This is a genomic window from Actinoplanes sp. CA-030573 (assembly GCF_050951115.1).
Classification (GTDB): Bacteria; Actinomycetota; Actinomycetes; order Mycobacteriales; family Micromonosporaceae; genus Actinoplanes.
In genome coordinates, this window is sequence record NZ_CP192038.1 from 8818011 (window position 1) to 8837954 (window position 19944).

Here is a 19944-nt window from a genome sequence, read left to right on the forward strand (position 1 = left end):
CCAGATCGGCGTGAGGAAATGCCCCGTGACCGTAGACGATCAGACCGCTGACTCCGTGCCTTCCGACGACGGGCCGGCCGACGACGCGGTCGACGAAGCCGAGCAGGAGGGCAGGTTCGGCACGCCCGGGCCGCCCCTCGACCGGCGCAATCCGTTCATGATCGGCCTGCTCGGCGGGTTCGGCGTCATCCTCGCGTACGCGATCTTTCTGGGCATCCGCAACGCGGCGTCGATTCTGGTGCTCATCTTCATCGCGAGCTTCCTGGCGATCGGCCTCAACCCGGCGATCACCCGGCTGCGCCGGTGGGGCGTGCCCCGCGGCGGTGCGGTCGCGATCGTGGCGCTGGTGGTGCTGGGTCTGCTGGTCGGCGGCATCGCGGCGCTGGTTCCGCCGCTGGTCACCCAGACCAACGAGCTGATCCACAACGTGCCCGGCTACGTTCAGCAGCTGCAGCGCAACGAGACCATCAACGAACTGGTCGTGCGCTACAACATCATGGAGAAGGTCACCAGCGCGGTCAACGCGGGCACGGTCGGCAACGCGGTCGGCGGGGTCGTGGGCGGCACCAAGCTGATCTTCGGGACGATCTTCAACACGCTCACCGTGCTGGTGCTGACGATCTATTTCATGGCCGCCTTCGACCGGTTGCGCGAGTCGGCGTACTCGCTGGTGCCGGCCTCCCGGCGGAACCGGGTGCGGCTGCTCACCGACGAGATCCTGACCAAGGTCGGCGCGTACATGGTGGGCGCGCTCGCGATCGCGGTGGTGGCCGGCGCCAGCTCCTTCGTGCTCGCCATGGTCCTCGGGCTCGCCTACCCGTTCGCGCTGGCCGTGGTGGTCGCCGTCTGCGACCTGATCCCGCAGATCGGCGCCACCCTCGGCGCGATCATCGTGAGCCTGGTCGGCTTCGCGTCGTCGCTCACCGCCGGCATCGTCTGCGTGGTGTTCTTCATCGTCTACCAGCAGGTCGAGAACTACCTGATCTACCCGAACGTGATGCGCCGCTCGGTGAAGGTCAGCGACGTGGCGGCCGTGGTCGCGGCCCTGCTCGGGGTGGCGCTGTTCGGCGTGGTCGGCGCGCTGGTGGCGATCCCGATGGTGGCCGCCGTCCAGCTCATCATTCGCGAGGTCGTGGTGCCGAGTCAGCAGAGCCGCTGACCAGCGGGCCGGGGACCGGAACGTCGGAGAAGGCGGCGACGGTGCGGTCGGCGTACGCGTTCATGTCGCCGCTCTCCATCGGCCCGTCCCACGTCCTCGGCAGTGGGGTTTCCACCTCGGGCGCGACGCGCTTGACCACCTCGTCCAGGACCGTCTCGGCGTCGCCGACCCAGAGATGTTTGCCGCCCTTTATCGGCAGAACCTCGGCCTTGTCGCCGAATTTCTCCTTCGCCGCGTCGGGGCGCAGGTAGTCGTCGAACTCCGGGATGATCGCGGTCAGCGGCTTTCCGCTTTTCGCCCACGCGTCGAGATGCTCGGGCTCGGAGAACCGCAGCGGCGGGGACAGCAGGATGGCGCCGGCGACGGCCGGGTCCAGGCCGTGCATCAGGGTCAGGTCGGTGCCGAAGGACCAGCCCAGCAGCCAGATGTTCGGCAGCTCGGCGAACTCGGCGAACTCGATGGCGGCGGCCACGTCGTACTTCTCGCCGACCGCGCCGTCGAAGGCGCCCTCCGAGGTGCCGCGCACGCTGCTCGTGCCGCGCGTGTTGAAGCGCAGCACCGCGATGCCCGCCAGCGCCGGCAACCGCCACGCCGCCTTGCGGAAGACGTGACTGTCCATCATGCCGCCGTGGGTGGGCAGCGGATGCAGGCACACCAGCGTGGCGACCGGGTCGCGGTCGAGCGGGCGGGCCAGCTCACCGACCAGGGTGAGGCCGTCGGCGGTGTGCAGCTCGATGTCCTCCCGGTGCGCGGGCAGGATCGAGTTCGCACGGATCTGGTTGGTACTCATAGCGAGGATTTTCACCCATAGCGGGGAGCGTTGCGCGAGCGCTCCACCCCAGGGGCGCGCCGGTCACGCGCCCGCCAGCACCCCGTGTGCCAGTGCCGGCGGTCGGTGAGATCGCCCTGGCCGTCGATCGGCCACGCCACCACGTGCGCGACGCCCGGGCGGATCTCCTGCATGCACCCCGGGCAGCGGTACGTCTTGACCGCCGCCCCGCCGAAGATCGAGCGCACCATCCAGTCGCCGTCCTGCCACTGCTGCACGCCCTCGACGCCCTTGCGGACCCGCTCGTCGGTCAGCGGCGCGGGCGATCCGTCGGGGCGGCGGCGGGGGTGATTGCGGCGGGGCACGGAATCAAGAGTACGTAGTGACTGGCCGGTAACAATCGCCGTAGACTCCCGCCATGACGGCTACTCGCGTTCCCGGCGTGCCGGTGATCGAAGACGGCGTGCTGATCTCGACCAACCCCGCCACCGGCGACGAGGCTGGTCGCGTACCGGCCGCATCTGATCTTGATGTGAACGCGGCCGTCGAGAAGGCCCGCGACGCCGCCCTCTGGTGGCAGCGCCTCGGATACGACGGCCGCAAGGAGCGTCTCCTGCGCTGGCGGTCGCTGATCGTCCGGCGGATCGAGGAGCTGGCCCAGCTCACCAGCCTCGAGACCGGCAAGCCGGACGCGGACGCGACGGTCGAGGCGGTCGCCGCGATCGAGCACCTCGACTGGGCCGCGCACCACGCCAAGCGCGTCCTCGGCCCCCGCAAGACCCGCACCCGCCTGCTGGTCGCCGAGCACTCCGGTCACCTCGAGTACCAGCCGTACGGCGTGGTCGGCGTGATCGGCCCCTGGAACTACCCGATCGTCACGCCGGTGGGCCCGATCAGCGGGGCGCTCGCGGCCGGCAACGCGGTCGTCTTCAAGCCCAGCGAGTACACCCCGATCGTCGGCCAGTGGCTGGTCGATACGTTCGCCGAGGTGGTGCCCGAGAAGCCGGTCCTGCAGGCGGTGCACGGCCTCGGCGACGTCGGCGCCGCGCTGTGCCGCTCGGGGGCGGACAAGATGGCGTTCACCGGCTCGACCGCCACCGCCAAGAAGGTGATGGCCGCCTGCGCCGAAAACCTGGTACCGGTGGTGATCGAGGCCGGCGGCAAGGACGCCATGATCGTCGATGCCGACGCCGACATCGCGGCGGCGGCCGAGGCCGCGGTCTGGGGCGGCATGACCAACGCCGGGCAGACCTGCATCGGCATCGAGCGGGTCTACGCGGTGGCACCGGTCTACGACCAGCTCGTCAAGGAGATCGTCGCCAAGGCCGGCAAGCTGCGCACCGGCGAGGAGATCGGCCCGATCACCATGCCGCGGCAGATCGACATCATCCGCGAGCACATCGACGACGCCCTGGCCAAGGGCGGCAAGGCGGTGCTGGGCGGATCCGATGCGGTGCGGCCGCCGTACGTGTCGCCGACCGTGCTCGTGGACGTGCCGGCTGACTCGACCGAGATCCGCGACGAGACGTTCGGCCCGACCCTGACCATCACCAAGGTCGCCGACGCCGACGAGGCCGTGCGCCTGGCCAACGACACCAAGTACGGCCTGGGCGGCGCGGTCTTCGGCAAGAAGAACGCGATCCGCATCGCCCGCCGGCTGCGCTCGGGCATGGTCGCGGTCAACTCGACGCTCACCTTCGTCGGCATGGGCAACCTGCCGTTCGGCGGCGTGGGCGACTCCGGCTTCGGCCGCATCCACGGCGAGGACGGCCTGCGCGAGTTCGCCCGGCCCAAGGCGATCACGGTCCGGCGCGGCCGGTCGCTGCTGCCGTCCACCACCTTCGAGCGCACCCCGGCCCAGGTCGCGCAGATTGTCAAGGCCGTGCGCCTGCTCTACGGGCGCCGATCGTAAGCTGACGGGGTGGTAGATCACCCGGCGGTCGAGGTCGAGGGCCTGTACGTCAGCTACGGCTCCACGCCGGTTCTGCAGGGCGTCTCGTTGACCGTGCCGGCCGGCGGCGGCGTCTGCGTGACCGGCGAGAACGGCATCGGCAAGTCGACGCTGCTGCGCTGCGTGAGCAGCCTGCAGGAGCCGGACGAGGGCGTGATCCGGGTCTTCGGCGGCACCCCCGGCGCCACCCCCGAGTTCTGGCGGGCCGTGGTCACCACAGTCGAGCCGCCGACCTGGTATCCCGGGCTCACCGTCCGCGAGCACGCCGAGCTGGTCTGCCGCGCCCACGGGCAGGACCCGGAGGAGGCCGGCATCGACGAGGCGCTCGAACGGTTCGGGCTGGCCGGGCACGCCGACGCGATCCCGCCGCAGCTCTCGTCGGGCCAGAAGCAGCGGCTCACGCTCGCGATCGGCCTGATCCGGCCCAGCTCGCTGCTGATCCTCGACGAGCCCGAGCAACGCCTCGACCCGGAAGGCCGGGAAGAGGTGGCGGCGCTGCTCGCGGCGTACGTGGCCGATGGTGGTTCGTTGTTGATGGCCAGCCACGACGACAAGTTCGCGGCGGCCTCGGGTGCCGAGGTCACCACCATGGAATCGCTGGCATGACCTCGGCCGTCGTCCCGCTCGCACCGGTCCGGCGCTGGATCGGCCGCCGCCAGTCCGCCCACCGCGAGCGCGGCGCGACCGCCGGCAACATCTACTTCGCCCTGCTCTTCGTGGCCGTGGTCGGCGGCATGGTGCACAAGCAGCTGGCCGTCGTCTTCTGGCCGACCGCGCCGAACGCGTCCCGCCTGGTCGCCGCGTCCCTGGTCCCGGTCCTGTTCGGCCTGCTCTACCTGGCGCTGCGGCGCTTCGGCCCGCTCGCGCTGAGCCGGCCGGCGGCGTCCTGGCTGCTGCCGGCGCCGGTGAGCCGTCGCCGTCTGCTGTTGCCCTCGCTGCGTCTCACCGCGATCGTGGCGGCGGTGATCGGCGCGTTGGCCGGCATCGCGATCGTCGGGCATGCGGCGCCGCGGACGCTCGGCGGTTCGGCCGTCGCGCTGCTCGCCGCCGGCGCCGCGCTGATCGGCGTCGCGCTGCTGCTGGTGGCGCTGGCGGCGCAGGCGGGCGGCCGGTGGGGCGACCGGGTCGACGCACTGATCTCGCTGCTGCTGGCGGCCGGCCTGGCGGGGCTCGTCGCCTCCTCTTCTTCCTCCTCCTCCGCTGCGGTCGCCGTGGGCGGGTGGCCGCAGGCGTCGGTGCTGCTTGCGGTGGTGGGCGCGCTCGCGCTGGTCGTGGCGTTCCTCTTCGCGCTGGCCGTACGCGGACTCGCGCGCACGCCGAACGAACGCATCCTGGAAGCGGCGAAGACCGCCGGCACCCTGTTCGACACGGCGTTCGGCATGGAGCCGTCCTTCCTCACCGACATGATCGAGCGGCGGTACTGGGCCCGGCGCAGGATGCGGTCGATCCGCTTCCCGGCCCGGCTCCCGGTGCTGGTCGCGCAGGACCTGCTGCTGGTCGCCCGGCGGCGTCGCCGCGTGCTCTGGCTGCTGCTGGCCGCGGCGCTGCCGGTGCTGCTGGCCGACGCCCCCGGCGCGATCACCGGCATAGCCATCCTGCTCGGCGCGCTGCTGGCGGGCTCGACCGCGGGCGGCAACGTCAAGACCGACGCCGGCAATCCCGTACTGCTGCGGATGCTGGGTCTGAGCTCCCGCCAGGCGATCCTCCAGCGCATGTGGGTGCCCGGCGCGCTGGCCGCCATCTGGTCGGCCGCGGCGCTGGAGTTGCTGGCCGTCCTTCACGACCTGCCGCCCGGCCCGTGGTGGGCGCTGGGCCTGGCCCTGGGCCCGGTCGGCGCGGTGGCGGCCGTCCGGCGAGCCCGGGTCGGCTTCGTCCGCAACGAACTGCTGCCGCTGGACACCCCGATGGGCACCGTCTCGACCGGCCCGCTGGTCAATGCCGCGATCGGCCCGGACGCCCTGTTGCTCGGTCTGCCGGCGCTGGTAGAGATCGCCCAGGGGAACGCCTTGTCGTGGCTGACGGTGCTCACGCAGGCCGTCGTGGGCGGGGTGGGGGCAAGGGCGTACCTGGCCGGCACGACCGCCACCGACCGGGTGGAGTTGAGCGCGGGCCGTTGAGGCCGTGTCGGGGGTGGTTGAGTCGCTGTCCGGAAGGGGTGGCGGCTGTGCCGGTCGGTTGGCCTGCATACCGTCCGCGCTGACCTCCCAGGACGGCACAGTTAGGCCACCCCACCCCGTGATGGGTGGGGGTCGAGTAGAGCACCCCGGTACGACAAAAACGCGCCGTTGTCCACAGCCGGCCAGCGCCTTGAACCCGCCCAGCCCACCCCGTTGAGGCGGATTCGAGGGTGTCCCAGCCGAGCGTTTTGCGGGTCGGCCGTTGAGTTCGACGGCGACGGCGTCGAGGTGTTCGCGGCTGTGCACGGACAGGTCGGTGCTTTTCGGGAAGTACTGCCGGAGCAGGCCGTTGGTGTTCTCGTTGCTGCCGCGCTGCCAGGGTGAGTGTGGGTCGCAGAAGAAGACTTGCATGTCGGTAGCCCTGGTGAATTGGTGATCGAGGTGCATTTCGCTGCCCTGGTCCCAGGTCAACGACCGGCGCAGATGCTCGGGTAGGCCGCCGATGGTGTCGATCAGGCGTCACGGACCGGTTCCGGGGTCCGCCCGGACGGAAGGTGCACGAGCAGGACATAGCGGGTAGCCCGTTCGACGAGCGTGCCGATCGCGGACCGGTGGTCCTGGCCGATGATCGCCGGCTGATCGTCGACGGATCCCCGCCCAGGTCGGCAGCGATCTGCCGCTTCGTGGCACGCTCACGCCGCCGGTCAGCGATGTGCACCCGCTCGTCTTCGTTGAGGTACCGCCCGCGCGACGGACCTCGCGCAGGCGAGCCGATCGGGTTGGCACCGTTACGCCACCGCTTCCCGATCCGTATATTGACCCCGACCATCCGGGCCGCCGCCCGGTACCCCACGCCTAGGGTGTTGCAACGATCCCTCGAACCTGAGTGATGGGTGGGGGCCGAGTAGAGCACCCGCCTACGACAAAAACGCGCCACCCTCCACAGGCCCGCTACGCGTGCTTGACCCTCCTACGATGCGCCGCGTGACCTTCACCCCTCGGGCAGCGTGGGCCGCCACGCCGGCTCCCCTGCAAAGGGCCATCTCCGAAGCGCTCGGCGCCCCCATCGTCGGGCACCGGAACCTGCACGGCGGCATGTCACCCGGGCCGGCCGCGGCGTTGCGGCTCGCCGACGGGCGTCAGGTCTTCGTCAAGGCGGTGTCGGCCGAGGTCCGCGCCCACAACCACCGGATGATCCGCCAGGAGTCGACCATCCTGGACCTTCTCCCCGCATCCGTGCCGGCGCCCCGGCGCCTCGCCACGGTCGGTCATGGGCCATGGATCGCGCTGGTCACCACCTGGGCCCCCGGCGCCACCGAAGCGTCGTGGACCGACGCCTCCATCGCGGCTGTCGCCGCGGCGTGCCGGACGGCGAGCGGACACCGGGCACCCGCCGGCCTGCCGCCGGTTGCCCAGCGCATCTTCGACTTCGACGGCTGGACGCGTCTGCTGGAGAGGGGCCCGAGCGACGACTGGGAAGCGGCCCACGCGCGGCCGGCCGCCGAGGTGGTCGCCGGCTGGGAGCGGTGGACGGCCGGTGGGGCGCTGGTGCATCGCGACATCCGCCTCGACAACACCACAGTGGACGTGCCGGGGCGGTCGGCGGTGCTGCTGGACTGGGCGTACGCGGCGGCCGGCGCCCCCTGGATCGACCTCGCGCAGATGGCTGCCGACGTGGTCGCCACCGGTCATGCCGACGGGCCGCAGGCGGCGACGGATCACGCGTACCGGCTGCTGCGGGCGCTGCCGCCGGAGGCTTCGCGGTTCGTCGTGGGGCTGGCCGGGATGTGGTCGATTCGCGCGGCGACGATCCCGGACACGGTCATGCCGAGCATCTCCACCTGGCGGCGCGCTCGATCGGTCGCCCTTCGTCCCCTGGTGGCCCGCCTGATCGCCGACTTAAACGACCCGGCGCGGGGCGCCGGCCAGAACCCGGCGCGGTCCGCCGGTCAGAACAGCGTCAGCTCGTCACGCTCCATGCCGCGCAACTTGTCGTAGTCGACGACCACGCAGCGGATGCCGCGGTCGGTGGCCAGCACCCGGGCCTGCGGCTTGATCTCCTGGGCGGCGAAGACACCTTGGACCGGCGCCAGCAGCGGGTCGCGGTTCATCAGCTCGAGATAGCGGGTCAGCTGCTCGACGCCGTCTATCTCGCCGCGGCGCTTGACCTCGACCGCCACCGACTTGCCCTCGGCGTCCTTGCACAGCAGGTCCACCGGGCCGATCGCGGTCATGAACTCGCGGCGCACCAGCGTCCAGCCCTCGCCGAACGTCTCGGGATGGGCCGCGAGCAGCTCCTGCAGGTGCGCCTCCACGCCGTCCTTCTGCAAACCGGGATCGACGCCCAGCTCGTACGACGTGTCCTGCAAGATCTCCTCGAGGGTGATCCGCAGCTCCTCCCCGGCCTTGTTCACGACCTTCCAGACGCCGTCCGCCTCCTGCAGCTTGCAGGGCGGGCTCATCCAGTTCAGCGGCTTGTAGGCGCGGTCGTCGGCGTGAATGGACACCGAGCCGTCGGCCTTGACCATCAGCAGGCGGGTGGCGAGGGGCAGGTGGGCGGACAGCCGGCCGACGTAGTCGACGGAGCACTTCGCGATGACCAGACGCACCGGACGACAGTAGCGGAACGGGCGGGACTCGCGTACGGGTGCCATCCTGGAGACGTGCTCGAAGCGCTGACCGGAACCGGCCTGGCCGCATCGGCGGGTCTAAATGCCTATATCCCGCTGATGGTGATGGGGCTGCTCGCCCGGTACACCGACGTGATCAACCTGCCGGGCGGCTGGACGTGGCTGACCAACGGCTGGGTGCTGCTGATTCTCGCCGTGTTGCTGGCGGTCGAGGTGGTGGCGGACAAGGTGCCGGTGGTCGACCACGCGAACGACGTGGTGCAGACGGTCGTGCGGCCGACCGCGGGCGGGCTCGCCTTCGGGGCCGGCTCGTCGGCACAGACCGTGACGGTGAGCGACCCGGGTTCCTTCTTCGGCTCGCATCAATGGGTGCCGGTCGCGGCCGGCGTGCTGATCGCGCTCTGCGTGCACGGCGTCAAGGCGGCCGCCCGCCCGGTGGTGAACGTCAGCACGGCCGGCTTCGGCGCGCCGGTGGCCTCGACGGTCGAAGACATCGGCAGCGTTCTGATGTCCATTCTGGCCATCCTCATGCCGGTGTTGGTGCTGGTCGGCATCGGTCTGCTGATCTGGGGCGCGATCTCGGTGGCGCGCCGGCGGCGACGCAAGCGGGCAATCGCGGCTTCCGGTACGGGTCACCCGTTTGGTTGACTTCTCGGGTGCCCGCGATCGCCGTGCCCGCCTTTGCCCTGTCCTGGTGGGCCGCCTGCTACCTGATCGGACGAGACCCCGCCCGTGCGCCCCTGGTCCGGGCGGCCGCGGCGCTCGCCGCGTACGGGATGGGGGTGGTCGCCTGGACCGTCGCACCTGGATCGGCCACCGCCCAGATCCTGCTCTGCGTGCCGGCACTCAGCTGGGCCGGCACCGCCGTCGCCCTGCTCCCCCGCATGCTGCCGGAGCGCCGCCAGATCAACCTCGGCTGGCGCATCCTGGCCGGACCGTTCCTGGTCATGGTGGTCGCGCTCCCGTCGGCCGGCCGGCTCGTGGTGCTCGCCCCGCTGGCCGGTGGCATCGTGCTGCTCTGGCGGTTCCGCGACCAGGTGCAGCCGACCATCCTGCCGGCGGCGATGGCGGTGGTGGCGGCGCTCTACGCGGCCGGCCTCGCCTTCCTGCTGCTCCCGGTCGAGCTGGGCGTCCCGGTGCTGGTGGTGCTCGCGATCGGCGTCGATCTGATGATGCTCGCCTTCCTGGTCGCGGTCGGTGACGCGCTCGACGTGGGCGAGCGGCTGCGGCCCGACCTGCTGCGATCGCTGACCGCCGCGCTTGTCGGCGCCCTGGCCGTCGGCACGCCGGCCGTGCTCACGCTGCTCAGCACCGACGGCCGACGCGTGGTGATCCTCCAGTTCGTGCTGGTGGGGGTCGTGATGACCGGCATCGGGCTGATCGGGCACCTGCGCCGGGCGTTCGACGCGATCGCGTTCCGGCACGACGCGCGGCTGCGGCAGGACCGTGCGGCGCTGCTGCTGCTGGCCGACGCGCTGCCGCGGCACCGTCACCGGCACCGGCTGATCACCACCCCGCAGGGCGACTTCCTGCGGTTCACCCGGCAGGCGCTGGACAACTACGGGCAGCTCGGGCGGCTCATGCGCAGCCCGCTGACCGACCTGCCGGCGGTCGACCGGCGGCTCTCCGGGCTGACGATCGAGCAGCCGCTGGCCCGGGCCATGGAGCTGCGGGCGGTGCTGTCGGAGAGCGTCGACCGGCTGCGGCCGGCCGGCGCCTTCGGGACGACCGACGAGTGGCGGCATTACAACGCGCTCTACTTCTGCACGGTGCTCGGCCTCAACCCGTACGAGCGCAAGCTCCGCACCGACGGCCTGGACCGGGAGACCCGGCTGGCCCTGGACTGGATGCGCCGGCAGGTGCCGCGCCGCAAGCTGCGCCAATGGCGTGAGGAGGCCGCCTCGATCGTGGCGCGGCGCCTGTGGGACGAGATGACGCGGGCCGATCCGCGCTGGCTGACCCGGGTGCGGGCGGGCTGAGCGGCACGACACGCAGCACAAAATCGCGGCATCCGCGGCAAAATGGGTAAAATCCCCCATCGTGAAATCCCGGGGGTCGAGTGGCTAGCCACCGCAACGCGCTGGTCGCCGCGGTGCGGCAGGAGCTGGCCGAGGCGCGGGGCGCGGCCCGGGCGGTGCTGGCCGCGGCCGAGTCGGCGCGGGGCGAGGCGCAGAACCGGCGGCGGCTGATCCGCGAGGCGTACTCCACCTGCCTGCACCAGCTGGCCGAGGCCCGCGACACGGCCCGCCGGGACATCCAGCGCCGCTTCCAGTACGAGACCGCCAAGCTGGCCGGCAACGTCCGCCGGGTGGCCGCGCTGAGCGCCGTGGGAGCGGCCGGCGCGCCCTGGCGGCTGTGGGCACCGAGCGAGCCCGAGCGCGGCGGACGACCCGGCCTGCTGCGGATCGGCGCGCTCACCCTCGACGACGCCACCGGACTGCCCGCGCTCGTACCGTTCCTGGACGCGGCCCACCTCGAGCTCACCGGCCCGGCCCCGGTCGTCGACGGCGTCATCACCGGCGTGCTGCTGCGCGCCCTCGGCAGCACCCGGGCCGGCGACGTCCAGCTCACCGTCTACGACCCCGAGCATCTCGGCGGTACCCTCGCGCCCTTCGCCCCGCTGGGCGTCTCGTTCGTCGGACCGGGCGGGCTGGGGCCGATGCTGGACGAGCTGGTCGAATACATCTGCCGGGTCAACGAGACCGTGCTGGCCGGCGGTGACCACGCGGCGGCGCCCCGGGCCGAGCCCTGGCGGGTCATCGTGCTGCTGGCCGACGCGGCCACCGCCGAGGAGCTGACCAACGGCCAGCGGGCGCAGCTCGATCGGATCGCCCGTACCGGGGTGGCGTGCGGCGTCCATCTGATCGTGCGTGGCCTGCGGTTGACCGACCATCCCACGGTGGTACGGATCGAGGCCGGCGAGCAGAGCGCCACCTGCAACGTCACCGGGGACCTCGAGATCAGGCTGGACCCGCCGCCGCCGGCCGACCGGGTCGCCTCCTTCTGCCGGTCGACCGCCGAGCGGATGCGGGCCGGGCCGCCACCCGCCCGCCTCGCCGACCTCTCCCCGGCGACCTTCTGGACCGAGTCGTCGGCCGAGGGCCTGCTCGCCCCGATCGGCGACGCGACCGACGGCACGCTGATCGACGTGCCGCTCGGCGACGACCCACCGCACGCGCTGATCGGCGGTCCGTCCGGCTCGGGCAAGACCAACCTCATCTACGCCTGGCTGGCCGCGCTCGCCACCCGCTACGGCCCCGCCGAGCTTGCCCTCTACCTCTTGGACTTCAAGGAGGGCGTGTCGTTCGCCCGGTACGTGCCCGGGCCGCGCGATCCGAGCTGGCTGCCCCAGGTGCGGCTGGCCGGCATCAATGTCAACGGCGACCGCGAGTTCGGCCTGGCCATGCTCCGGCACCTCGGCGAGGAGCTGCGGGCCCGGGCCCAGGCGGCCAAGCGGCACGACGCCAGCAAGCTGGCCGAGCTGCGGGCCGAGGACCCGGCCGGGTCGTGGCCCCGGATCGTGGCCGTCATCGACGAGTTCCAGGTGCTGCTCGGCGGCCGGGACGCGGTCGCCGACGAGGCCGTCACCCTGCTCGAGGACCTGGCCCGGCGCGGCCGCTCGCAGGGCATCCACCTGATCCTGGCCTCGCAGGACGTCTCCGGCATCGAGGCGCTGTGGGGCCGCACCGGGCTGGTCGGCCAGTTCACGCTCCGGATCGCCCTGCCCAAGGCCCGGCGCATCCTGGCCGAGAACAACCTGGCCGCCGCCGTCATCCCCCGGCATCACGCGGTGGTGAACACCGAGGCCGGCGCGCCGGGGGCGAACGTCGTGGTCCGGCTTCCGGACGCCGGTGACCGGCTGGTCTGGCGTACGCTCCAGCGCCGTCTCTGGCGGATGCGGCCGGACGGCTGCGAGGAGCCCCGGCTGTTCGACGGCGACGCCGTGCCCCGCCTACCCGCCTCGTGCCGGCCGTCGGGCGTGCTGCCGGACGCCGGCTCGCCGGTCGGCTCGTCGCCCGGGGCCGTGCTCGGCGAGCGGATCGACGTGGCCGCCCGCCCCGCGCGCCTGCGTCTCGGCCGCATGCCCGGCCGCAACCTGGCCGTCCTCGGCACCCGCACCGACGAGGCCTGCGACGTGCTGGCGGCCGCCGCCCTGTCGCTGGCCGCCCAGGGTCCGGCCCACTTCAGCGTCGTGTGCCTCGACCCCGACGCCGGCGGGGCGGCCGCCCGGCTGGTCGCCGAGCTGCCCTCGGCCGACTGGTACGACGAGTTGCCGGAGCTGGCCGCCACCGACATCCCGCACTACGTTCTCGGCTACGCGCTCGACGCCGGCGCCGACCAGGCCACGCTGCGGCGGTTGCTGACCGACGGGCCCGAGCAGCGCACGCACGTCCTGGGCTGGTGGCGGTCGGTCTCCCGGCTGCGGGACAGCCTCGGCGGACCGGCCGGCCGGCTCGACCCGATCGGGGCCTGGGTGGCGCTCGACGTGCAGGGCGCCGACCTCACGCCGCTCTATCCCCAGCCCGGCGGCCCGGCCTGGTATCCGCGCACCCGCCGGGCGCTGTTCTTCGACCGTTCGGTGCACCGCACACCCGAAGTGATCATCCCGTACGAGGTGAACAGTGACCACACGTGACCGGCAGCCGATCGGCCGCGACTACCAGCTGATGGTGAGCGCGCTGGCCGAGGCGACCCGGCGGCGCGACACCGAGCTGGGCGGCGCCGAGCAGGCCTATCAGGAGAGTGCCGCCCAGGCGGCCGGCGAGCTGGCCCGGGCCGAGGGCGACGCGCTCTCGGCCGACCGCTGGGCCGGTGCGGCCGCCGCCCAGGTGCTCGACGTGGACCGCGAGGCCGCCCGGCTGTGGGAGGAGCTGCGGCGGGCGCGCGGCCTGCGGGTGCGGGCGCTCGGCGAGGTGCCGGAGCCGGCTCCGATGGAGACGCTGCCGCGGGTGGCGCTCCCCCGCAACCCGGCCGACGGCTCGGCGCCGCCGAACCAGGAGTCGCCCAAGATCTTGCTGGCCCGCGCGGCCTCGCGCATCGACGTGACCGTCCGGCCCGCGGCCCGCCGGGCGCTCCCCCGCTGGGCGCTTCCCTTTCTACCGCTGGTGGGCGCGCTGATCGCGGCGCTCGCCGGCCTGGTGGCCTCGGGCCTGGTGACCATCGGCGGTACGGGTGTGTGGGGCGGGCCGCTGCTGCGGGGGCTCGGGTGGCTGACCTTTCTCGTGGCGCCGTCCGCGGGCGTTCCGGTGGCGGCGTTGCTGGCTCATCGCCGTCTGGAGGCCCGCCTCGACATCGGTGGCATCGGGCTCACGCTGCTGGGCGGGATGATCGCGGCGACGTTGCTGTCGCTGGCTTTCGCCGCCACCCATTGATCGCGGGCGGAAATTGTCGTAGCCGCCCTCTACTGTCGTCGGCATGGACGAGCCAGCCATCCGGGTGCGAGCGCTACGCAAGGCCTACGGTGACAACGTCGCGGTCGCCGCGATCGACCTCGACGTGGCCTACGGCGAGGTCTTCGCGCTGCTCGGGCCCAACGGCGCGGGCAAGACGACCACCGTGGAGATCCTCGAGGGCTATCGCCGGCGCGATGCCGGCGAGGTCACCGTGCTCGGGGTCGACCCGGCGGTGGCCAACGGCAAGCGCGGCACGACCTCCGACGCGGTGGCCAAGCGCTGGCGCGAGCGGGTGGGCATCGTCCTGCAAGGCACCGGCGAGTTCGACGAGCTGACCGTGGGCGAGGTCGTCCGGCACTTCGCGCGGTTCTACCCGGCGGCCGACGATCCCGGTGCGGTCATCGAGCGGGTCGGCCTGGCCGAGAAGGTGCGGGCACGCACGCACACGCTCTCCGGCGGCCAGAAACGGCGGCTCGACGTGGCGCTCGGCATCATCGGGCGGCCCGACCTGCTGTTTCTCGACGAGCCGACGACCGGGTTCGATCCCGAGGCGCGGCGGGAGTTCTGGGCGCTGATCCGCGACCTGCAGGCGGGCGGCACGACGATCGTGCTGACCACGCACTATCTGGAGGAGGCGGAGGCGCTGGCCGACCGGGTGGGTGTCATCGCCCGGGGGCAGTTGATCGCGGTCGACACGCCGCGATCTCTGGGGCGGCGCGACTCGGCCTTGGCGACGGTTTCCTGGCGTACGCCCGAGGGCAGCTGGGAACGCACGCAGAGCGCGACGCCGACGGCGGTCGTCACCGATCTGGCCGCGCGCTATTCCGGCGAGGTGCCGGGCCTGACCGTGACCAGGCCGACGCTCGAAGATGTCTATCTGGAGATGATCGGGGGCGCGGCATGACCACGGTGGAGACTCGCGCCGAGCGGCGGGCCGGCCCGGCCGAGCTCGGCCGGGCGCAGGGCGGCATGGAGATCCGGCAGTTCATGCGCAGCCGCGAGCAGGTCATGTTCACGCTGGCGTTCCCGGCGATCATGATTCTGGTCTTCGGCTCGATCTTCAACGGCGAGATCGGCGACGGCGTGAAGTTCACGCAGTACTTCGTGACCGGCATGATCGGCACCGGCCTGATGACGGCCGGCTTCCAGGCGCTCGCCATCCAGATCCCGCAGGAGCGCGACCGCGGCGTGCTGAAACGGTTCCTCGGCACGCCGATGCCGAAATGGGTGTACTTCGCGGGCAAGGTGCTGATGGTCGCGTTCATCGCCCTGCTCGAGACGGTCATCCTGCTGACCGTGGCGTCCCTGCTCTACGGCCTGAAACTGCCCGACACGCCGGAGAAGTGGGTGACGTTCCTCTGGGTGTCGGCGCTCGGCATCACCGCGTGCACGCTGTGCGGGGTGGCGTTCTCGTCGGTGGCCCGCACCGGCCGCAGCGCTCCCGCCGTGGTCACCCCGGTGGCGCTGATCCTGCAGTTCATCTCGGGCGTGTTCTTCGTCTTCACGAGCCTGCCGAGCTGGATGCAGACGATCGCGGCCCTGTTCCCGCTGAAGTGGCTGTGCCAGGGCTTGCGCGCGGTCTTCCTGCCGGCGTCGTTCGGCGCCCAGGAGCCGGGCGGCTCGTTCAACTTGCCGATGGTCGCCGCCGTCCTGGCCGGCTGGTGCGTGCTGGCCTTGATCCTGTGCCTGACAACCTTCAAGTGGACGACCAAGCGCGACGGCTGACCACCAGCTCCTCCGCGCGGTCGTCACCCGCTCGCCCTCGCACCCGGGCGATGCCTCGGCCGGGCGCCCTGCCGGCCGCACGCGCTCTTGAAGCCCTCTCGACCGCACGCCTACCGACCGCACCCGCCTCCGACGGCACGCCCTCTCACCGCACGCCGTCCCAACCTCACGAGCTTTCGACCGCACGCGCTTTCGACCGCACGCCGTCCCACCCGCACGCCGTCCCACCCGCACGCGCTTTCGACCGCACGCCCTCTCGACCGCACGCCCCTTCACCCTCGACCGCGTTCCCCTCGATTGCGTTTGGCCACTCGAGGGCGGCCGGCGGCGCTACTCAAGAGCGGCCGGCGGCGCTACTCAAGAGCGGGCGCGGGCGGCACCCACTCGGGCGCCGGTGGCGCCGGCGGCACCGGTGAAGCGGTGACCGGTGGGGGCTGCGAGGGCTGCGAGGTATCGCGGAAGGCGATGTTCAGCACGGCGTGCGCGACCAGCACCGCGTCGACCTTGTTGTCGTAGGGGCCGACGTGCAGCTCGACCGCGTGCGTGCCGAAGAGGGCGCGGACCGTCCAGCTGTTGGGGTGGCGGTCGTCCTCCCGGCTGTGGTTGACGATCACCTGCGTGGCGCCGCGGATGTTCACGGCCGACCACCTCTCGTCGGCCGTGGGCCAGGCCCGGAACCAGCCCGGCGCGACGGCCAGGGCCTCGTGACTCGCCTCGGACAGCGCCCATTGCATCTGCTCCGGAGTCGGTGCCGCCCGGGTCATCCTGGCCTCCCCGCTTCACGATAAAAACCGTGAAAAACGATGGTAGGGGGGATTTGCCCGGGCGGTCGCCGAATCCGGAACAAACGCCGTCAGTACGAGTAGAAGCCCTTGCCGGTCTTGCGGCCCAGGTCACCGGCCGTGACCATGCGCTGGAGCAGCTCCGGCGGGAAGAACTTCTCGTCGGCGGTGTCGCGGTAGATGTTGCCGGCCGCGTTCAGCATCACGTCGAGGCCGGTCAGGTCCACCGTGGCCAGCGGGCCCATGGCGTGACCGAAGCCGAGCTTCATGACCGTGTCGAGGTCGGCCGGCGACACGACGCCCGACTCGACCAGCTTGATCGCCTCGACCAGCAGGGCCGAGAAGAGACGGTTCGACACGAAGCCGGCGACGTCGCGCTTCACCTCGACGCAGGTCTTGCCGACCTCCTCGGCGAAGTTGCGGGCGGCGGCCAGCGTGTCGTCCGAGGTCTGGTAACCGCGGACGAGCTCGACCAGCTTCATCATCGGGACCGGCGAGAAGAAGTGGATGCCGACCACCGACTCGGGCCGCTCGGTCACGGTCGCGATCTGGGTGATCGGGATGGCCGACGTGTTCGTGCCGAGCACCGCGCCCGACTTGCAGATCTTGTCGAGGGCCCGGAAGACCTCGTGCTTGGCCTCGACCTTCTCGTAGATCGCCTCGACCACCACGTCGGCGTCGGCGGCCGCGTCCAGGTCGGTCGTGGGAGTGATGCGGGAGAGAGTCGCCTCGACCTCGTCCTGCGTGATCTTGCCCTTGGCCGCGAACCGCCCGAGGGAGTCGCGGATCGCCGCCATGCCCCGGTTGGTCGCGGCGTCATCGACGTCCCGCATCGTGACCTGCCAGCCGGCCTGCGCCGAGACCTGCGCGATGCCGGAGCCCATCAGCCCGGAGCCGATGACCGCGAGTCGACCCGCCATGTGCCTTCCCCTTCCGCCGAAAAACGCCAACGCCCGCTCACCCTACCGTTGTTACTTAACGGAAACTCAGGCCCGGGGTCGGCGTCCCGATCGGGGCAAATCCGGGGAAACGGCCGCCCCGCGGTGCCAGACTATGCGCATGGCCTCAGGCAACGGCTGGTACCTCATCGGGCCACTGATTGCCGTCGGCCTGGTCGGCCTGCTCGGCGCCGTCTTCTGGCGCATGGGCCTGCATTGGACGTTCGGCCGCGAGGACGGCGACCGGTACGCCGACGGACTGGCCATTTTCGGCGAGCGCGACGACAGCGAGCCGCACATCGGCGACTACGGCTTCGGCGACCGTGACCGCGACTTCGGCGAACGGAACGGCCCGGCGGACGGTGACTACGGCCTCCTCTCCCCGGCCGCGGTCACCGACGACGCCGAGGTGGCCGGCGAGATCCGGCGACTTCTCGGCGCGGCCGGCATCCGGGCCACCCAGGCGATCGACCGCGAGGGCCGCACGGCGGTGCTGGTCTTCGCCGAAGAGGTGGAGGAGGCCCGCCGCCTGGTAGGCGGCTCACCGGCCCTGTGAACCTCAGAAGTCGAACGTCGGCTCGGGAACGTCGGCCCGCTCGACCTCGACCCCCAGCTTCGCCAGATCGGTGACGAAATCGGGGTAGCCACGGTCGATGTGGTGCACCTCGCCGACCTCGGTCACCCCCTCGGCGCACAGGCCGGCGATCACGAGGCCAGCCCCGGCCCGGATGTCGGTCGCCCGCACCGGCGCGCCCGACAGCCGCTCCCGGCCGTTCACCACGGCGTGGTGGCCGTCGGTGCGGATGTCGGCGCCGAGGCGGACCATCTCGTTCACGAACATGAAGCGGCCGTCGAAGATGTTCTCGGTGATGAGCGACGAGCCCTCGGCCACCGCGGCCAGTCCGATCGCCATCGGCAGCAGGTCGGTGGCGAAACCCGGGTAGGGCAGCGTCACGATGTCGACCGCGCGGGGACGGTCTTCCATCCGTACGTGAAACCGGTTGTCGCCCGGAGTGACCACCGCGCCCGCCGTGACCAGCTTGTCCAGCGCGATGTCGAGGTATTCCGGCCGCACCCCGTGGATCGTCACGTCGCCGCGGGTCATCGCCGTCGCGAAGGCCCAGGTGCCGCCGACGATGCGATCGCCGACCGTGGTGTGCGAGACCGGCGCGAGCGACGGCACCCCCTCGACCGTCAGCGTCGAGGAACCGGCGCCCTCGATGTGCGCGCCCATCGCCGTCAGCATGTCGCAGATGTCGACGATCTCGGGCTCGCGGGCCGCGTTGTCGATCTCGGTGACCCCCCGCGCCAGCACGGCCGCCATCAGCAGGTTCTCGGTCGCGCCCACGCTCGGGAAGTCCAGCCAGATCTTGCTGCCACGCAGGCCCTGCGGCGCCGAGGCGATGACGAAGCCGTGTTCGCCGGAGATCTCGGCGCCCATCCGGGCCAGGCCGGAGAAGTGCATGTCGAGCCCGCGCGAGCCGATCATGTCGCCGCCGGGGAGGGCCACGCGCACGTACCCCCGCCGGGCCAGCAGCGGCCCCAGCACGCAGATCGACGCCCGCAGCCGCCGGACCAGGTCGTAATCGGCCTCGCTGCCGGGCTCGGCGGGCACGTCGATGGTGGCCTGACCGCCCTCGAGCGTCACCTGGCACCCGAGCCGGCGCAGCACTTCCGCCATGATCGCGATGTCGGTGATCCGGGGAACGTTGCTCACCACGCTGCGCCCCTCGGCGAGCAGCGCCACCGCCATGAGCTTGAGCGCCGAGTTCTTGGCGCCGCCGACCGTGACGTCGCCGGAGAGCTGCGCGCCGCCCATCACCCTGATCACATCCACGCGGGCCATGGTATGGGCCGCGGCCCACGGGCGCCTCCGTAGGGTAGGTGCATGGCCGTTCATCTCACTCGCATCTACACCCGCACCGGCGACGCCGGCGAGACCCGTCTCGGCAACAACGAGGTGGTCCGCAAGACCGATCCGCGCCTGGCCGCCTACGCCGACACCGACGAGTGCAACGCCGCGCTGGGCGTCGCGTTGGCCCTGGGCAACCTGCCCGACGAGGTCCGCGACGTGCTCACGGCCGTGCAGAACGATCTCTTCGACGTCGGCGCCGACCTCTGCAACCCGATCGCCGAGGAGTCGCCCTATCCCCCGCTGCGGATCACCGACGACTACGTGACCCGGCTCGAGGCGTGGTGTGACGAGTTCAACGACCGGCTTCCGGCGCTCGACAGCTTCATCCTGCCGGGTGGGACGCCGGGCGCGGCCTTGCTGCATGTGGCGCGCACGGTGGCGCGACGAGCGGAGCGTTCGGCGTGGGCTCTCCTTCAGGACGACCCCGGCCGTACGGGTGACCTGCCCGCCAAGTATCTGAACCGGCTCTCGGACCTGTTGTTCATCCTGTCCCGCACCGCCAATCCGGGCGGTGACGTCAAGTGGGTACCGGGCGGGGACCGGTAGGAGGCCTGCACCACATCGA

At 71.9% G+C, this 19944-nt stretch carries 19 protein-coding genes and 2 pseudogenes; 13 read left to right on the forward strand and 8 right to left on the reverse strand.

Annotated elements, in window-relative coordinates:
• Positions 1 to 55 precede the first annotated feature (55 nt).
• Positions 56 to 1159: an AI-2E family transporter gene (locus tag ACQP2F_RS40640; protein ID WP_433307816.1), complete on the forward strand. Its 1104-nt coding sequence runs from the start codon at positions 56 to 58 to the stop codon at positions 1157 to 1159.
• On the opposite strand, the gene ACQP2F_RS40645 is transcribed toward ACQP2F_RS40640, so the two are convergent.
• On the reverse strand, positions 1119 to 1949 hold the full coding sequence (locus ACQP2F_RS40645) for an alpha/beta hydrolase (RefSeq protein WP_433297287.1): 831 nt from the start codon (positions 1947 to 1949) through the stop codon (positions 1119 to 1121). The two genes, ACQP2F_RS40640 and ACQP2F_RS40645, sit on opposite strands and share 41 nt — an antisense overlap.
• Before the next feature lie 11 nt (positions 1950 to 1960).
• Positions 1961 to 2293: a hypothetical protein gene (locus ACQP2F_RS40650; RefSeq protein ID WP_433297289.1), complete on the reverse strand. Its 333-nt coding sequence runs from the start codon at positions 2291 to 2293 to the stop codon at positions 1961 to 1963.
• 53 nt (positions 2294 to 2346) lie between these two features.
• Here ACQP2F_RS40650 and ACQP2F_RS40655 point away from each other — a divergent pair, with 53 nt between their 5' ends.
• The 3 genes from ACQP2F_RS40655 to ACQP2F_RS40665 are packed head-to-tail and all read left to right on the forward strand — an operon-like array spanning position 2347 to position 5996.
• The gene (locus tag ACQP2F_RS40655) at positions 2347 to 3840 is read left to right on the forward strand and encodes an aldehyde dehydrogenase family protein (RefSeq protein WP_433297291.1); all 1494 of its coding nucleotides are present in this window, start codon (positions 2347 to 2349) and stop codon (positions 3838 to 3840) included.
• Positions 3841 to 3849: 9 nt separating this feature from the next.
• Positions 3850 to 4485: an ABC transporter ATP-binding protein gene (locus ACQP2F_RS40660; RefSeq protein ID WP_433297293.1), complete on the forward strand. Its 636-nt coding sequence runs from the start codon at positions 3850 to 3852 to the stop codon at positions 4483 to 4485.
• Positions 4482 to 5996 (forward strand): DUF6297 family protein, encoded by a 1515-nt coding sequence (locus ACQP2F_RS40665; RefSeq protein ID WP_433297295.1) that lies wholly within the window; start codon positions 4482 to 4484, stop codon positions 5994 to 5996. Before ACQP2F_RS40660 ends, ACQP2F_RS40665 begins: the two co-directional genes overlap by 4 nt.
• Positions 5997 to 6225: 229 nt before the next feature.
• Here ACQP2F_RS40665 and ACQP2F_RS40670 read toward each other — a convergent pair.
• A pseudogene (locus ACQP2F_RS40670) lies at positions 6226 to 6679 on the reverse strand (IS30 family transposase); the annotation flags it as partial.
• A 2-nt stretch (positions 6680 to 6681) separates the two neighbouring features.
• Positions 6682 to 6825 (reverse strand): annotated as a pseudogene (locus ACQP2F_RS40675) (IS30 family transposase); the annotation flags it as partial.
• Between the two features lie 155 nt (positions 6826 to 6980).
• On the opposite strand from ACQP2F_RS40675, the gene ACQP2F_RS40680 reads away from it, so the two are divergent.
• Positions 6981 to 7994 (forward strand): phosphotransferase family protein, encoded by a 1014-nt coding sequence (locus tag ACQP2F_RS40680; RefSeq protein ID WP_433297298.1) that lies wholly within the window; start codon positions 6981 to 6983, stop codon positions 7992 to 7994.
• Here the strand turns inward: ACQP2F_RS40680 and nucS are convergent.
• Entirely contained in the window at positions 7946 to 8605 is a 660-nt protein-coding gene (gene nucS, locus ACQP2F_RS40685) for an endonuclease NucS (protein ID WP_433297300.1), read from the reverse strand. The genes ACQP2F_RS40680 and nucS overlap by 49 nt on opposite strands.
• A 54-nt stretch (positions 8606 to 8659) precedes the next feature.
• On the opposite strand from nucS, the gene ACQP2F_RS40690 reads away from it, so the two are divergent.
• From ACQP2F_RS40690 to ACQP2F_RS40715, 6 genes are all read left to right on the forward strand, one after another.
• Complete coding sequence (locus tag ACQP2F_RS40690) at positions 8660 to 9274, forward strand: DUF4126 domain-containing protein (RefSeq protein WP_433297302.1); 615 nt, start codon at positions 8660 to 8662, stop codon at positions 9272 to 9274.
• An 8-nt stretch (positions 9275 to 9282) separates the two neighbouring features.
• Positions 9283 to 10605 carry a hypothetical protein gene (locus ACQP2F_RS40695; RefSeq protein ID WP_433297304.1) on the forward strand — a complete coding sequence of 441 codons (1323 nt, stop codon included), beginning with the start codon at positions 9283 to 9285 and terminating at the stop codon, positions 10603 to 10605.
• An 80-nt stretch (positions 10606 to 10685) separates the two neighbouring features.
• Entirely contained in the window at positions 10686 to 13262 is a 2577-nt protein-coding gene (locus ACQP2F_RS40700; protein WP_433297306.1) for an FtsK/SpoIIIE domain-containing protein, read from the forward strand.
• Positions 13249 to 13998 carry a hypothetical protein gene (locus tag ACQP2F_RS40705; RefSeq protein WP_433297308.1) on the forward strand — a complete coding sequence of 250 codons (750 nt, stop codon included), beginning with the start codon at positions 13249 to 13251 and terminating at the stop codon, positions 13996 to 13998. Before ACQP2F_RS40700 ends, ACQP2F_RS40705 begins: the two co-directional genes overlap by 14 nt.
• A gap of 43 nt (positions 13999 to 14041) precedes the next feature.
• On the forward strand, positions 14042 to 14923 hold the full coding sequence (locus ACQP2F_RS40710; protein WP_433297310.1) for an ABC transporter ATP-binding protein: 882 nt from the start codon (positions 14042 to 14044) through the stop codon (positions 14921 to 14923).
• Positions 14920 to 15744, forward strand: a complete 825-nt coding sequence (locus ACQP2F_RS40715) for an ABC transporter permease (RefSeq protein ID WP_433297313.1) — start codon at positions 14920 to 14922, stop codon at positions 15742 to 15744. The genes ACQP2F_RS40710 and ACQP2F_RS40715 overlap by 4 nt, the downstream gene beginning before the upstream one ends.
• 353 nt (positions 15745 to 16097) lie before the next feature.
• On the opposite strand, the gene ACQP2F_RS40720 is transcribed toward ACQP2F_RS40715, so the two are convergent.
• Together ACQP2F_RS40720 and ACQP2F_RS40725 are read right to left on the reverse strand one after the other, a co-directional pair.
• A complete protein-coding gene (locus tag ACQP2F_RS40720; RefSeq protein WP_433297315.1) occupies positions 16098 to 16508 on the reverse strand; it encodes a hypothetical protein in 411 nt (136 codons plus the stop codon).
• 89 nt (positions 16509 to 16597) lie between these two features.
• Positions 16598 to 17446: a 3-hydroxyacyl-CoA dehydrogenase family protein gene (locus tag ACQP2F_RS40725; protein WP_433297317.1), complete on the reverse strand. Its 849-nt coding sequence runs from the start codon at positions 17444 to 17446 to the stop codon at positions 16598 to 16600.
• A 139-nt stretch (positions 17447 to 17585) separates the two neighbouring features.
• Here ACQP2F_RS40725 and ACQP2F_RS40730 point away from each other — a divergent pair, with 139 nt between their 5' ends.
• On the forward strand, positions 17586 to 18020 hold the full coding sequence (locus ACQP2F_RS40730) for a hypothetical protein (RefSeq protein ID WP_433297319.1): 435 nt from the start codon (positions 17586 to 17588) through the stop codon (positions 18018 to 18020).
• 3 nt (positions 18021 to 18023) lie between these two features.
• Here the strand turns inward: ACQP2F_RS40730 and murA are convergent, their stop codons facing one another.
• Positions 18024 to 19310: a UDP-N-acetylglucosamine 1-carboxyvinyltransferase gene (murA, locus tag ACQP2F_RS40735; protein ID WP_433297321.1), complete on the reverse strand. Its 1287-nt coding sequence runs from the start codon at positions 19308 to 19310 to the stop codon at positions 18024 to 18026.
• A 42-nt stretch (positions 19311 to 19352) separates the two neighbouring features.
• Between murA and ACQP2F_RS40740 the strand changes: the two genes are divergently transcribed.
• Entirely contained in the window at positions 19353 to 19925 is a 573-nt protein-coding gene (locus ACQP2F_RS40740) for a cob(I)yrinic acid a,c-diamide adenosyltransferase (protein ID WP_433297323.1), read from the forward strand.
• Positions 19926 to 19944: the final 19 nt, after the last annotated feature.

Coding starts and splice junctions, on each gene's coding strand:
- ACQP2F_RS40730 (WP_433297319.1), top strand. CDS start 17,586: ATGGCCTCAGGCAACGGCTGGTACCTCATCGGGCCACTGATTGCCGTC.
- ACQP2F_RS40725 (WP_433297317.1), bottom strand. CDS start 17,446: ATGGCGGGTCGACTCGCGGTCATCGGCTCCGGGCTGATGGGCTCCGGC.
- ACQP2F_RS40665 (WP_433297295.1), top strand. CDS start 4,482: ATGACCTCGGCCGTCGTCCCGCTCGCACCGGTCCGGCGCTGGATCGGC.
- ACQP2F_RS40715 (WP_433297313.1), top strand. CDS start 14,920: ATGACCACGGTGGAGACTCGCGCCGAGCGGCGGGCCGGCCCGGCCGAG.
- ACQP2F_RS40740 (WP_433297323.1), top strand. CDS start 19,353: ATGGCCGTTCATCTCACTCGCATCTACACCCGCACCGGCGACGCCGGC.
- ACQP2F_RS40720 (WP_433297315.1), bottom strand. CDS start 16,508: ATGACCCGGGCGGCACCGACTCCGGAGCAGATGCAATGGGCGCTGTCC.
- murA (WP_433297321.1), bottom strand. CDS start 19,310: ATGGCCCGCGTGGATGTGATCAGGGTGATGGGCGGCGCGCAGCTCTCC.
- ACQP2F_RS40655 (WP_433297291.1), top strand. CDS start 2,347: ATGACGGCTACTCGCGTTCCCGGCGTGCCGGTGATCGAAGACGGCGTG.
- ACQP2F_RS40645 (WP_433297287.1), bottom strand. CDS start 1,949: ATGAGTACCAACCAGATCCGTGCGAACTCGATCCTGCCCGCGCACCGG.
- ACQP2F_RS40710 (WP_433297310.1), top strand. CDS start 14,042: ATGGACGAGCCAGCCATCCGGGTGCGAGCGCTACGCAAGGCCTACGGT.